The organism is Spirosoma daeguense (assembly GCF_054776875.1).
The window spans coordinates 438,374-452,610 of sequence record NZ_BAAHBF010000004.1; the positions used below are offsets into that span (position 1 = coordinate 438,374).

9 protein-coding genes are annotated in these 14,237 nt (G+C 47.6%); 2 read left to right on the forward strand and 7 right to left on the reverse strand.

Annotated elements, in window-relative coordinates; all coding sequences use genetic code 11:
- Positions 1–43 precede the first annotated feature (43 nt).
- Genes ACYVD4_RS14780 through ACYVD4_RS14795 form a run of 4 tightly spaced genes read right to left on the reverse strand, consistent with a single transcriptional unit; the run spans position 44 to position 6,785 of the window.
- The gene (locus ACYVD4_RS14780; protein WP_460946918.1) at positions 44–1,477 is read right to left on the reverse strand and encodes a RagB/SusD family nutrient uptake outer membrane protein; all 1,434 of its coding nucleotides are present in this window, start codon (positions 1,475–1,477) and stop codon (positions 44–46) included.
- Between the two features lie 13 nt (positions 1,478–1,490).
- Positions 1,491–5,066: a SusC/RagA family TonB-linked outer membrane protein gene (locus tag ACYVD4_RS14785; RefSeq protein WP_460946920.1), complete on the reverse strand. Its 3,576-nt coding sequence runs from the start codon at positions 5,064–5,066 to the stop codon at positions 1,491–1,493.
- 30 nt (positions 5,067–5,096) lie between these two features.
- A complete protein-coding gene (locus ACYVD4_RS14790; RefSeq protein WP_460946922.1) occupies positions 5,097–6,092 on the reverse strand; it encodes a FecR family protein in 996 nt (331 codons plus the stop codon).
- A gap of 51 nt (positions 6,093–6,143) precedes the next feature.
- The gene (locus ACYVD4_RS14795) at positions 6,144–6,785 is read right to left on the reverse strand and encodes an RNA polymerase sigma-70 factor (RefSeq protein WP_460946924.1); all 642 of its coding nucleotides are present in this window, start codon (positions 6,783–6,785) and stop codon (positions 6,144–6,146) included.
- A gap of 258 nt (positions 6,786–7,043) precedes the next feature.
- Between ACYVD4_RS14795 and ACYVD4_RS14800 the strand changes: the two genes are divergently transcribed.
- The gene (locus ACYVD4_RS14800; protein ID WP_460946926.1) at positions 7,044–9,527 is read left to right on the forward strand and encodes an NHL domain-containing protein; all 2,484 of its coding nucleotides are present in this window, start codon (positions 7,044–7,046) and stop codon (positions 9,525–9,527) included.
- 34 nt (positions 9,528–9,561) lie between these two features.
- Here ACYVD4_RS14800 and ACYVD4_RS14805 read toward each other — a convergent pair whose 3' ends face one another.
- Positions 9,562–10,623 carry a PA0069 family radical SAM protein gene (locus ACYVD4_RS14805; RefSeq protein ID WP_460946928.1) on the reverse strand — a complete coding sequence of 354 codons (1,062 nt, stop codon included), beginning with the start codon at positions 10,621–10,623 and terminating at the stop codon, positions 9,562–9,564.
- Between the two features lie 153 nt (positions 10,624–10,776).
- On the opposite strand from ACYVD4_RS14805, the gene ACYVD4_RS14810 reads away from it, so the two are divergent.
- On the forward strand, positions 10,777–11,559 hold the full coding sequence (locus ACYVD4_RS14810) for a DUF3667 domain-containing protein (protein WP_460946930.1): 783 nt from the start codon (positions 10,777–10,779) through the stop codon (positions 11,557–11,559).
- A gap of 74 nt (positions 11,560–11,633) precedes the next feature.
- On the opposite strand, the gene ACYVD4_RS14815 is transcribed toward ACYVD4_RS14810, so the two are convergent.
- On the reverse strand, positions 11,634–13,592 hold the full coding sequence (locus ACYVD4_RS14815) for an ABC-F family ATP-binding cassette domain-containing protein (protein WP_460946932.1): 1,959 nt from the start codon (positions 13,590–13,592) through the stop codon (positions 11,634–11,636).
- 99 nt (positions 13,593–13,691) lie between these two features.
- Positions 13,692–14,057, reverse strand: a complete 366-nt coding sequence (locus ACYVD4_RS14820; protein WP_460946934.1) for a hypothetical protein — start codon at positions 14,055–14,057, stop codon at positions 13,692–13,694.
- Positions 14,058–14,237: the final 180 nt, after the last annotated feature.

The window sequence follows — 14,237 nt, forward strand, 5'->3', positions numbered from 1 at the left end:
TGAGAACCCGACCTCAATTCGTTAAACTAGTTTCACTATAGTATTAATACCCTGGATTTTGCTTGATTTTGCTGGGGTTAATATCGATTTGACTTTGCGGAATCGGGAACAACAGCAGGTTTTCACTGAGTGCCGTTTTGATACCGATAGCCGTTGCTTTTGCCTGCAAAACGGGTAACGCGCGCCCGGTACGTACCAGATCGAACCAGCGATGGCCTTCAAATGCTAGCTCCACGCGACGCTCCTGTTCAATCGCTAAGCGCATGTCAGCCTGCGACGTAATGGCTTTATCGGCCAGACCAACCCGTTTGCGAACCTGATTCAGATAGGGTAACGCTTCGGCAGTTTTTGCAGTTTCGTTCAGCGCTTCGGCATACATCAGCAATACGTCGGCATAACGTAGTACGTACCAGTTATCATCCGCATCACCGCTCACAGTAGGCGGATCGAGGTATTTGCGAATGTAATTATAATCTACCCGTGCACCGCTTGTGTTGGTGTAACTGGTTGCCATCGAGACAGCTCTGCGCGGATCGGTGGTTTCGTAGCTATTAACCAGATCGGTTGTTGGCTGATTATTACCGCCACCCCCAAACTGAATCACTGCATTACCGGAGTTTTCGGGCGCATAGGCATTAGCAAACGGACTACCTTCGCCCAGATTACCCTTTTTGTATTGCACCTCAAACACTGATTCCCGACTGTTTTTGTTAGCCGCTTTAAACAGATCAGCATAGCTCGGCAACAGCGAATACGTATTGGCGTCGACCACTTCTTTCAGTTTTGTAGCCGCTTCAGCGTATTTCTTCTGAGTCAGGTATACTTTTCCTAGTAGACTTCTGGCAGCCCCTTTGGTTGCCCGGCCAATATCCGCTCCTGTATAACTAACCGCCAAAGCCGTCTCCGCTTCGGTCAGGTCTTTTACGATCTGGGTGTATACATCGGCCACTGGTGAGCGACCATAATCATACCCCTGCAATGGGTCAGTAATTTCGGTCAGAACAAGTGGTACGTCGCCGAAAATACGGACCAGATTGAAATACATCAGCGCGCGCAGAAATTTCGCTTCGCCGATAACACGCGCCTTAATGGTCTCATTCATCGATACGCCACCAGCGCGCTCAATAAGCGCGTTGCAGCGATAAATACCCCGATAACCATCATTCCAGCGAGCCAGCGTAAACGGATTTGTTGTCCGGATATAAAACTTGTCGAACTCGTCCTGATCGGTAACCGAACCCGATAGTACTGGGCGTGTATCGTCGGAAGGAATTTCGGACACTACGTAAAACTGACCATACTGACCGTTGGCCTGAAGTGCGCCATACGCTCCATTCAGTGCCGTCAATACGTCAGACTGCGACTTATAGAAGGACGTAGTACCAACCGCTGAGATTGGATTTAAGTCCAGAAATTTTTCTTTACAGGCTGTCAGGCTGATTGCAACTAACCCAACAAGAATATAAATACGTTTCATAAGAATCAAGAGATTAGAAGCCCAGATTTAAACCAATCGTGTAGGTACGTGCCAGCGGATAAGAACCATAGTCAACGCCCCCCGTCAGCGGGCCTTCGTAGCCACTCACTTCTGGATTGTAACCCAGATATTTCGAAACGGTAAGCGGGTTCTGCACACCTGCATAGATACGTACCGACTGTACTTTTATCTTCTGCGTCAGCGTGTTTGGTACGTTATAACCCAACGTAATGTTTCGGATACGGAAATACGAACCATCTTCAACCCACCGCGTCGACACTACGTTGTTGCTACCCGTTGTACGCGAATTGGCGCGGGGTGTTATGCCATCGCCGGGATCTTGTGGCGACCGCCAGCGCGTGAGAATCGTACTCAACTGATTAGCATTACCTTCCAGATTCTCGTAGAAACGACGCGACAGGTTCAGGATTTTACCACCCTGTACACCTTGAATCACTACGTTCAAATCGAAGCCCTTGAACGAAAATGAGTTGGTGATGCCGTACGTAAAATCAGGTTGGTTGTTACCGATAAGCGTACGGTCATCGGCAGTGATTTTTCCGTCGCCATTCACATCGGCATATTTTACGTCGCCGGGGCGGCTGTCAGACCAGTGTGGGTAACTATCCAGATCGGCCTGATCGCGGAAAACGCCCAGTTGCTGATAGCCGTAGAAACTACCCAGTGGCTGACCGATCATCGAAATATTGGTTTCGCCTACGCCCGTTCCGCTCCGGATAGGGTCGCCCGTGGGCCCGAGTGCCAGTACTTTGTTGCGGTTGAACGACAAGTTCAAATCGGTTGTCCAGCTAAAGCCTTTTGTACCAGATGCTTCAAGGTTACGCGTCGAGAGCGAGAATTCCCAGCCTTTGTTTTCGACCTGACCAATGTTACGTACAGCCGTAGTGAAACCCGTTAGCGAAGGCACTTGTACCGAAAGCAGCAAATCGGTCGTGATACGTTTGTAGTAATCGACAGTCAGGAAAATCCGGTTCTGGAATAAGCCCAGATCAACCCCAACATCCGTTTGCTGGCTTTTTTCCCAGCTCAGCCGTTCATTACTAATACCACTCGTTGCCAGACCATTCGCCAGCGCATTGCCCAATACGTAGTTGTCTTTGCTCAGCACGCCAATTGCCGGATAGTTATTTTGCGTACCATCGCTATTCTGGAACGCATTGTTGCCCGACAAACCGTAGCTGGCCCGTACTTTCAATTCCGAAACCGTCGGAACGGTTTTCATAAACGACTCTTCACTAACCCGCCAGCCCACAGAAGCCGATGGGAACGTACCAAATCGGCTGGTCGTACCAAAACGCGACGAACCATCGCGCCGAACTGAGGCATTGAACAGGTAACGATCTTTGTAATTATACGTAACGCGGGCAAAATATGAAGCCAGCGACCATTGCGTCTGAAACGACGTACCACCAATGATTGTACCTGCGCTTGCGGTACGTACCAGATCATTCGGGAAGTTATTGGCATTGACCCGGCTTTCCTGATAGTCGTTATTCTGAGATTCCATACCGATCAAGGCATCGAAATGATGTTCGGTACCGATGTCGTGTGTATAGTTCAGCGTATGGTTCGTTACCCAGTTGATATTCTGCGACGTATAAGCCGACCCGGTCGATACGTTTGGCGGTAGCAACTGGTTAAGTACCATTGCCGAAGTCTGGTACTGATTCTGACGGAGGTAGTTCAAATCGGCGCCAATTGTTCCGCGATAACGTAGCGTTTTCCAGATGGCGAACTCAGCGTACGCATTACCCAGCAAACGAAGTTGACTCACTTTATTATCTGCTTCTGTGATGTTGGCAACAGGGTTGGTAATACCCGGCCAATCGTAGGGAGCTGCGTAAAAAGCCTGTGAATTATACGTAATACCATCCGCCTGAAAAATCGGAATGAACGGCGGCAACGACAGGGCCGAGTTGATAATACCGTTACTTGCCCAGTGGCCATCGGTAGCGGTTCGGTTCTCGTCCATAAACGACGGGCTGAAATTCACGCCAACTTTCAATTTAGATGACAATTGCGCGTCGATGTTGGAACGTACCGTGTAGCGGTTTATACCCGACCGCTTAATGATTCCGTCCTGTTTCAGATAATTTCCCGACACGAAATACTGCACCTTCTCCGAGCCACCCGATGCCGAAAGCTGGTAGTTACTCATGGGCGCTTTCTGGAAAATCATGTCCTGATAATCGTAATACGCCAGACTGTTCGGATCGTCGAAGTTAACCCCGGCAAATTCTCCTCTCGGATACCGATACCGTTGTCCGGCTGCACGAGCACTGTTCGGGTCGTTGATCGAAGCACCCGGAACCCGTTCGAGATAAGCCGCATTGAACGCATCTTTCACAAACTCGGCAAACTGCTGTGAGTTGAGCAGATTCATTTTTTTGCTGACCTGCTGCGTACCCGTATAATAATCGAAGTTGATTCGACTCTGCCCTGACTTACCGCGCTTGGTCGTTACCATGATAACGCCGTTTGCTCCGCGCGATCCGTAAATAGCCGTTGCCGACGCATCTTTCAGGATGTCGATTTTATCAATATCGTTTGGGTTAAGCTGGTTCAGTCCACCAGCATTAGTCAAACCACCCGAATTTAGCGGCTGTCCGTCGATCACAACTAACGGCCCATTACCGGCACTAATCGACCCTAATCCACGCACTTTGATGGATGGCGCATTGCCGGGAGCGCCCGTATTCTGCTGAATCACTACGCCCGGCATCCGCCCAGTTAAGCCTTCCACTACGTTCGTAACGGGCTGATCTTTAATCGTCTGTGTTTTTAACGAAGAAATAGAGCCGGTCAGATCTTTACGGTTTTGCGTTCCGTAACCAACCACAACTACCTCGTTCAGCGTTTTATCGTCGCCAGTGAGTGCTACGTTCACCGACGTCCGATTACCGACTACAACTTCCTGCGTAGCGTAGCCAATGAACGAAAATACCAGCGTCAGATTAGCCGTCTGATCGAGCGCGTTGACCCGGTAATTACCGTCGGAATCGGTGGTTGTGCCACGGGTTGTACCTTTCACCACAACGCTTACGCCCGGCAATCCGCCACCGTTCGCTTCGTCGGTTACCCGCCCGCTAATGGTCTGGTCTACTGCGGTCTGCATTTCGCGCGAAGCTACCTGATGCAGCGTACTGGTTTCTAGAGGTTCAGCACCAACGGGGGTCGATAACGTATTGACGCTCTCCAGCAGCGTTACTTTCGACGACTTATTGACGGCCAGCACTACGTAGACCCCCGTTTTCACTTTAGCGTAGCGAAGTCCCTGCGGCTTCAACACTTTCGTCAGATTCTTTTCCAGCGAAGCACCGGGTTCAATCACCGCCGGACTCACCAGATGATCGCTCACCAATTTGTCTTCAAACAAAATGTCGACCTGATAGCGCGTTTTCAACTGACCCAGCGCATCGCGAAGCTGAATCATCTGCGTTGATGCGAGTTGATAATGGGTTCGGGGCAGGGCTTTGGCCGTAGCCAGAAACTGCGCCAGACTGGGTTGCCCTCCCAACAAAGGCAACATCACCAGCCCAAAACGGAATATACGTATAGCGTACATCATGAGGGGTTTATAGATAATAGTCGTTAATGGTTAATCGGTGAATGAAACGTGATTATTCTCGCGGCTGTAATTAATTTGAAGCAGTTGCGCTACCAGTTGCAGAACTTCATTGGCATCGTGCGCCGGAAACGATCCTGAAATAGTTCGATCAGCCAGTTGATCGTGTTTAATCGAAACCATCAGGCCGTAATTTTCGTGAAGCATATCGGCAATTTCCCGTAGCGACGTTTGCTCGAACGTAAAGCGTTGATGTTTCCAGGAAGCCATCGCTTCAGGATGCGCCGTCCGAACCATTGCTAGTTTCCCTTTCCGGTCGAGGGTAGCCAAATCGCCGGGGTTCATCAAAAATGGCTGTTTTGCTTTGGGTATTGTAAGCTGAACTCTGCCCGAACGTAGTACCACGCGGGTATTACGTTCGCGGCTGAACACTGTAAACTGCGTACCTAAAACCGTTACGTTCAACCCTTTAGGTGTAAGAACGACAAAGCGTTGTTGATCGGGCAGGTGACGTACCGAAAAATCAGCTTCGCCAGTCAGTTCAACAGTACGTGTGGGCTGCTCTTTTCCCATCCAGTATCGGCCAAACCAGCGTGCATAACGTAGCGATGAGTTAGCGTTGAGCGTAACGGCCGAACCGTCGGGAAGTGTTACGTTTCGGGTTTCGCCAAAACCAGTCTGAACTGTCTGATAGAGCAACTGTTCCTGAAAAAGCCAACCTCCCACAGCCAGCACCACCAGAATTGAGGCAACCGCCAGCCAGATACGTCCAAGCCAGCTTTGTCGAACTATGGTTGGCCGCTCTTCGGCATTTACTACGTCTGTTACGTTCCGGCTTGCCTTACTGAACGCCTGTTGCCAGTTTGCATCCATCTGAAGCTGCCCCAATTCCCATTCGTGCAACCATTCATAATAGCGTTCCCGATTGCCCGGCTCAGCCAGCCATTTTTCGACGGATTTCTTTTGTAGTGGACTCACCCGACTCGAAAAATAGTCGAACAGCACCGCTTTGTTGACGATATCTTCCATAACCAACGTTTGCAGGTTTTGACACAAACCCGCGCGTTTACCCTGAGTAGATTAATAAAAAAGCAGTGGAGTCAGCCAGATAAACAGCTTGCGAAGTTGCTGAAGTGCCCGTGCCATATGGGCCTCAACGGTCTTGAGCGATAGGCCCAGTTCATCAGCGATTTCCTGATTTTTCCGATTCTCGAACCGACTCATCAGAAAAACCCGTTGACATTGGGGCGGCAAGTCCTGAATGATTTTTTCGAGCCGCTGAAACGTCTCGTCGTATTCGATCATGGTTTGCGGTGTTTCCGGCTGAAGAACTTCCTGCACGCTATCGAGCGATGCGGGCGTGCGATTTCCTGTCAGTTCGTCGCGCAGGTAGTTATAGGCCCGATGCCGTACGGCTGCGTATAGATACGTCCGGTACGTATGCTGAACAGACACGTAAGCACCTGTTTTCCAGAGCTGATAAAAGACCTCCCCTACCAGATCTTCGGCTACCTCACGGGTATACACGAAACGTAGTGCATGACTGCAAAGTGGCCGGTAATAGAGCCGGAATAATGCTTCGAAGCCTTGTTCGGGCGATTGAATAAACGCCGTTCGGATAAGGTGTTCATTGTCGACAATCGATACGTGAGTATCCGCCGAATGGAGCGGACGTAGCGAATTCGACGGATTATGTAGTGGTAAACCTTCAGCGTCATTCATCGGTGGGGCAGTCAGATACCGGAATGACACAAAGAAACCGGTTTACCCTTAGTCCCTACTAAGGAATTATCAAGAAATTTCTTGCTAAAATTAAATAGTGTCATTTGCAGGCATCTGAAGCTAGAAAATAAATTTTAGTAACTCTGAGATTACATAGTCTTTTACGATACAGGAAATTATTATCATTTTTGTCAATTCTATTGGTATCAAATCGCTTGATTCAACACATTCATTTACACCATTCCGTAACATCTTTCTATGATCCGAACAACTACATTCTTCGTAAAACTAGTTATTTTCCTTTTCTGCCTAAGCGCACACGTAGCATACGCACAAGTTGTCACAACCATAGCCTCTGGCACCAACATCGGTGATGGGCAACCAGCTCTCAACTCAGGTTTAAGTGGCCCTACAGGCATTGCCTTCGACCATTTGGGAAATTCGTTTATCGTTGATACAGATGTTAATAGAGTTCGTAAAATAAATGCAAGCGGTATTATTAGCACGTTTTCAGGAAATGGAGAGTTGGGCTCGACCGGTGACAATGGCCCGGCTATTAGTGCTCAACTTTTCTTACCTCGTGGAATTGCTACTGATGCAACGGGACGTGTGTACATAGCCGACTCGCAGAATCATCGTATTCGACGAATAAATACTGATGGAATTATCACTACTGTAGCTGGTAATGGAACTGCAGGGTTTAGTGGTGACGGAGGACAGGCACTAAATGCTCAACTTAACTATCCCAGTGAGGTAACTGTTGATAACAATGGAAATCTATACATTGTCGATTCAGCAAATAATCGTGTTAGAAAAGTAGATACTAATGGTGTTATCACCACCATAGCTGGAACTAGCACGGTAGGGTTTAGTGGCGATGGAGGACAAGCTAGTGTTGCCCAACTGAATGGACCTAGCGCTGTTACAGTATATAACAATGCTATATATATTGTAGATTCTCGCAATTGCCGTATTCGTAAAATAGATATAAATGGCATCATTACGACTATAGCAGGCAATGGCAATATACAATCTAGTGGCGATGGTGGACTAGCACAAAATGCAACATTATACTTTCCTACAGATATTGCTACTAGTACAACAGGCGTCTTATATATTTCTCAACGTGACGCACGTATTCGGAAAATAGATACAAATAGTATAATTACTACGTTAGTCGGCAACGGTACAAGTGGATTTAGTGGTGATGGCAATTTAGCTATTAACGCCCTGATTGGCAGTGGATCGGGAGTTGATGTAGACGCTTCTGGCAACATCTATATTTCTGATAAGGAAAACTATCGGGTACGTCGTATAACTAACGACGGGATCATCAACACAATAGCAGGCGACTTTACCGGCGATGGAGGGCCAGCTACTAATGCATTTATTCGAAGAAATTACTTATTTTCTTCGCCTAGTAATCTTACCGTCGACAAGTTAGGAAATATATACATATCTGATCGCTTTGGGAACCGCATTCGCAAAGTTAGCCCTGCCGGTATTATTACTACAGTTGTGGGCACAGGTATTAAAGGGTATACAGGAGATGGAGGTCCGGCTTCAGTAGCCCGCATAACTCATCCACGCGGTGTTGGCCTTGACTCATTAGGTAATTTGTACGTTGTAGATCAATATAATACGCGCCTGCGGAAAGTTGACCTCAATGGCAATACCACCACAACAGCGGGCGACGGAACTCCTGGTTTTATTGAAAACAGGCCATTTCCTTCGAGTGCAGACATTTATAATTCGAATGGGATGGCGGTTTCAAAAAACGGAACAGTTTACGTTCCTACCAGTAGTCACATTCTCAAAATTACGCCGGAGGGCATCATTTCAACAGTAACTGGAACAACTGCCGGCCCCGGTTATAGCGGTGATGGCGGTTTGGCAATTAATGCCCAAATAAGTAACCCATCTAGTGTAGCACTTGACAGAGAGGACAATCTCTACATCGCTGATCGTTCCAACAACCGTGTAAGAAAAATAGATAGTAATGGTATAATCACTACAATAGCGGGAAATGGTACATTAGGTTATAGTGGCGAAAATGTCCAGGCAATTAATAGCTCTCTAGTTTCCCCTTACGAAGTTGTCGTAAATCATGCAGGCATCATTTACATTTCTGAATCAGAATACTCTCGAATTCGCCGAGTTGACAATAATGGAATGGTGACTACCATATTAGGAGGCAATATTGGAGAATTAAGAAATCAAAACGGTATTACGATTGATGTAGCCGGAAACCTTTATATAGCGGATACAGGAAACCAACGCATTAGAAAAATTACCTATCCAATTCTGCCCACATTAACTATTAACAGACCAGCAAATTGCGCCCCAACCTCACTCACCATTTCGGCGCAACCTGCTGGAGAAGGATTTACGTATCAGTTTAGTCCCGGTGCTACGCAAATCGGCAACTCAAATCAAGCGGTTGTCACTACGTCCGGTACGTATTCGGTTACGGTTTCTACGTCGATATTTGGTTCACCCGCTGGTTCGGCATCGCTGAGCGTAATGACCGGTTATGCATATACCGTTAAAGACGGAAATTGGAACGATCCAACTGTTTGGTCATGTGGAGCCGTACCCAATGCAACACAAAACGTTCAATTGCTGCATCCCATAAACCTTCCTCAAAATTATCAGGCGCAAGCGCAACGTATCAAATACGAGTCTGGAAGCCGTCTGAACGTAGCATCAGGGGCGAAACTGAACTTAACTCCTGCTCCTTAATAGAACCAGTTCGATACGTAGCATAAAGCCTACGCTACGTATCGAACAATCCAATCTGTCCGGCAGGGCGAAATAGGGAAGTTGTTAACGTAGCGGGTTTTCGACCACTCAAATGTCTCTGGCAGGCGATTCGGTGGAGTTGCGCAATGTTCTGGGCATAAATACCTTCACCCGACATTCGTGTCTTGAATCGTGAGTCATTTAATTGACCGCCGTGGCAATCAGCAATCTGATTCAGAATTCGTTCGGCACGGTCGGGGAAGGTTTGCTGGAGCCAGTCAGTAAAGAGCGGGCCAAGTGCGCCGTTTAAACGAACAATCGTATAGGCCGACCAGCACGCGCCATTATCGGCAGCCTGTTCAATCAGTTTTGGAATTTCGTGGTCGGTCAGGCTTGGAATAATGGGGGCGGTCATGATGCCAACCGGTACGCCCGCCTGATGCAGTGTTCGCATGGTTCTGAATCGCTGCGATGCCGTAACGGTACGTGGTTCCATGAGTAGCCGCAAGCTTTCTTCGAGCGTTGTTATGGAGATAGCCACACTCACCAGATTGAGTTTAGCCATTGGTTCAAGAATGTCCAAATCGCGGAGAATAAGGGCATTTTTGGTGATAATTCCGACCGGGTTTCGATAGCGCAGGCAAAGTGCAAGCATCTGGCGCGTTAGCTGATACGTTCGCTCGGCGGGTTGATAACAGTCGGTGTTTCCCGAAAAATGAATCACGTCAGGCTTGTACGAACGTGATTGAAACTGCTTTTCGAGCAGGGCAGGTGCGTTTTTCTTCACCATAATCTTACTCTCAAAATCGAGTCCCGCCGAAAAACCCCAATACTCATGTGACGGCCGTGCGTAGCAATAAATACAGCCGTGCTCACAACCCTGATATGGATTAATTGACGCTACAAAACCAATATCCGGACTTTTCGGCCGACTGATGATCTGCTTTGGCGTTTCTTCGAAAAACTGGGTCTTTATGGTAGGTTCAGGAAAATCTTCATCAGCAAACGACGGTTCTTCATCAAGTTCGTACCGATGCTGTGCGTATTTGTTTGCCGTATTAAACTGCGCTCCTCGCCCTTTTTTATAATCGCCCATAGCAATACAAATAAAACGTAATTATATTTTACTTATATTATATAGTCAATTATTTTTCAGAACATTTTAATACGTTTATCACACCAATCAACTAACTCATTAATTTACCGACAATTACGAAAAACATCGGGCTTATCAGCAAACCTATTCTTTATGGAGAAGTGCCCCAATTGTTCAACTGAAGTAGACGGTCATTTTAACTACTGCCCATACTGTGGACAGACAACCGGCTTACCGCGCTTCAAAATCCTCCATATTCTTGACGAGTTTTTTCAGGCGTTTGTCAGCGTTGATCGCGGTGTGCTTTTTCTTACTAAAAACCTAGCGACACAACCGGGTGTAACGGCTCGCGAATACGTAGTAGAAAAGAAACGCAAAAAATACTTCAATCCGTTCTCGTTTCTACTACTTGTGCTAGGGCTCAATTTATCCGTCAATCTTCTGGTCAAACCATACACCATTCGGTTTAATCCGGCTAAAAATGCAAGCCAGAACGTAGCACCAAACGTTCCTAAAGATATTCTTCCTTATGTAGAGCGCCGACGCGCGGCAACGCTTTTCATCGAAGAGAACATCAACATCGTTGGGCTTGCGGCAATTCCTGTGTTTGCCTTTGCGTTCTGGCTATGCTTCCGCCGAAGTGGGCTTAATTATGCCGAACATCTGGTGGCGCAGGTATTCTTTTCCAGCTTTTTCTCGCTGGTCAGCATTGTGTTAACGCTGGCACTAGGATTTCTTCTCAAGGGATACCTGCCGTTTCTGAATAGAGGGCTATTACTTTTCCAACTGGTTTATCTGTCGATTGCCTATTATCAGTTTCTGGATTACAGCAAACTTATTGGTTATGTCAAGACGGCAGCCGCTACGATTCTTGCACTCCTAAGCTGGATCGCGGTATCAGGCGGAGCGGTTTTTCTTTACATTCAGCTCGGCTGAAGATTGTATTAATGTAAAAAGCCGGAGCTGATTAAGCGTCCGGCTTTCGTATATCTCTGCGTGTTACGTTGCTATTAAGCTAGCTTCTTTTCCCACTTTTCGGCTTCGAGCATGACGTTTTCCCAGTCGTCCTGAAGCTGATTAATTTCATTTTTAACACGGTGGTATTCATCATTTTTCGCCTGCATCAGTTTGCTGTCTCCATACGTAGCAGGATCAGCTAGTTCGGCTTCAAGACGTTTTTTACGTTCTTCCAGCAAACTAATCTTTGATTCGGATTCTTCAGCCTGTTGTGTCAGTTTTTTCAACGTACGCTGCCACTCTTTCCGCTCATCGTCGGTCGACGTAGTGCGCGGTTCTGGCGACGTAGCAACGGGGGTTTTGGGAGCCGATTGTGGTTTACTTCCAGACGTACCAGTAATCTTCTCCTGCTCTTTCCGCTCTTCCATCCACCATTCGTATTCATCATACGTACCGGGATATTCTTTAATTTGCTCGTCTTCGATATACCAGATTTTATTGGCAATCTGCGATACAAAATACCGGTCGTGCGAAACCACTACGTAGGTTCCTTCATATTGCTCCAGCGCCTGAATCAGGATATTTACCGACTGCATATCGAGGTGGTTGGTCGGCTCATCGAGCAGCAGGAAGTTGGCTTGCGAAAGCAACACCTTGGCCAGCGCCACCCGCGATTTTTCGCCCCCAGATAGCACCTTGATTTTCTTAAATACCTCGTCGTTCGAGAAAAGGAAACAGCCTAACACCCCACGTAACTCGCCTTCGCTTTTGGTTGGATTGGCTTGCTTTAATTCTTCGAGCAAAGTATCCTCTACACTCAGCGATTCGAGTTGGTGCTGTGCATAAAAACTAAACGATACGTTATGACCCAGTTGCCGATTACCCTCATTAAGGGGTTCGGAACCCGAAATGATACGTAGCAAGGTCGATTTCCCGCGTCCGTTGGCACCGATCAAAGCCACTTTATCACCACGTTCTAGTCGAATATCGGCACGTGTCAGAATTCGTTTGGGGCCATAGTGCTTGGTAATATCGTCGAGGTGAAGTATATGGCGGCCGGGTTGAGTCGAGAACTGGAATTTGAAATTCACCCGCGCCGATTCGTCAATCACCGCGTCGACCAGTTCCATACGGGCGAGCTGTTTCACCCGACTCTGCGCCTGTTTGGCTTTGGTCGCTTTGGCTTTGAATCGTTCGATAAACCGTTCGGTTTGTCGGATTTTAGCCTGCTGGTTCTCGTAAGCGCCTTTCTGAATTTCGTTACGTAACGCTTTCTCTTCCAGATAGAACGAATAATTACCTGTGTAGGAGTTCAGTTTAGACCCCGAAACTTCAACCGTTACATCGATAACGTTATCCAGAAATTCGCGGTCGTGCGATACCACAATAACAGCGCCTTCGTAGGTCTGAATATATTTTTCAACCCACTGAATCGATGGTAAGTCAAGGTGGTTGGTCGGCTCATCAAGCATGAGCAGCGACGGCTTCTGTAACAGCAGTTTGGCCAGAATAACCCGCATCCGCCAGCCTCCCGAAAAGGTACGTAGCGGTTTTTGCAGATCATCCGTAGAGAAGCCAAGTCCTTCCAGAATTTCTTCGGCCTTCGACTGAACAGTGTACCCATCGAGCGCATCAAACTCTTCCTGCACTTTGCCGAGTTTATCGACCAGCTCATCACGATAATTGGTTTCCATTTCGTGAAGCAACTCGTCGATCTGTTTTTGCAGTTGGTTTTGCCGCTCAAAAGCCTGCATGGCTACCGACAGAATCGACTCATCGGTCTGATACGACAATAAGTCCTGATTGAGAAAACCGATTGTTACGTCTCCGGCTTTCGATATGCTTCCGCCATCGATCTGGTATTCGCCGTTGATAATACGTAGCAACGTCGATTTACCGGTTCCATTTAGCCCAATAAGGCCAATTTTCTGACTTGGTTTGATATGTAGCGAGGCATTTTCGTAGAGCGCCCGGCTACCGAGGTAGTACGAGAGATTGGTAATCGAAATCATGGATACAAAGGTACGAAGTACGCGTTACGAACTACGATTTACAAGTAGTGAATCTTGCAGAACTATCGAGCGTACTTCTCCCTGTTAACTTCGTATCACTCAGTAGCGTTCGTTTCCTTCGTCTTCTTCCTCTGCCAGTTCAATAATTTCCTCGTCAATTTCATCATCCGACAGATCGGAATCGGCTAAATCGTTCGAAAATTCATCCGACTCTTCATCGTTTGATACGGCATCAGTGGCATGGCGAGCGGTCATCGTGTCGGTATATAACAACGTATCAGACGCTTCTTCGGAGCCGGGATTCATAATGTCGGGCTCATTGTTTACACCCAGCCCGGCATAGACCACCGACTCGTCGTCGCTGTTGTTAGCAGGCAAATCATTATTCTGTGGTGAAAGACCTTTTAACGAACTGCCCTGTGTTTGGTCGGGGCTTTGATTATCGGCGTTTGTGGTATTTTCCATAGTTGAAAAGCTGTTTGGACGTTTGCTGGATCGTTAGAAAACCAATTCTGACGCTACGATGCCACCCCACCCTAAATCCCTCCCCGTAGGGAGACGGTCGGCCGCTGCCGGATTTAAAAAGTGAACTCTGGAAAGTCCCTCCCTACGGGGGAGGGATTTAGGGTGGAGTATTAATGTACT

What these genes read in the sequence shown, in the direction of transcription:
- ACYVD4_RS14780 (WP_460946918.1), bottom strand. Translation starts at nt 1,477, where the DNA reads ATGAAACGTATTTATATTCTTGTTGGGTTAGTTGCAATCAGCCTGACA.
- ACYVD4_RS14785 (WP_460946920.1), bottom strand. Translation starts at nt 5,066, where the DNA reads ATGATGTACGCTATACGTATATTCCGTTTTGGGCTGGTGATGTTGCCT.
- ACYVD4_RS14790 (WP_460946922.1), bottom strand. Translation starts at nt 6,092, where the DNA reads ATGGAAGATATCGTCAACAAAGCGGTGCTGTTCGACTATTTTTCGAGT.
- ACYVD4_RS14795 (WP_460946924.1), bottom strand. Translation starts at nt 6,785, where the DNA reads ATGAATGACGCTGAAGGTTTACCACTACATAATCCGTCGAATTCGCTA.
- ACYVD4_RS14800 (WP_460946926.1), top strand. Translation starts at nt 7,044, where the DNA reads ATGATCCGAACAACTACATTCTTCGTAAAACTAGTTATTTTCCTTTTC.
- ACYVD4_RS14805 (WP_460946928.1), bottom strand. Translation starts at nt 10,623, where the DNA reads ATGGGCGATTATAAAAAAGGGCGAGGAGCGCAGTTTAATACGGCAAAC.
- ACYVD4_RS14810 (WP_460946930.1), top strand. Translation starts at nt 10,777, where the DNA reads ATGGAGAAGTGCCCCAATTGTTCAACTGAAGTAGACGGTCATTTTAAC.
- ACYVD4_RS14815 (WP_460946932.1), bottom strand. Translation starts at nt 13,592, where the DNA reads ATGATTTCGATTACCAATCTCTCGTACTACCTCGGTAGCCGGGCGCTC.
- ACYVD4_RS14820 (WP_460946934.1), bottom strand. Translation starts at nt 14,057, where the DNA reads ATGGAAAATACCACAAACGCCGATAATCAAAGCCCCGACCAAACACAG.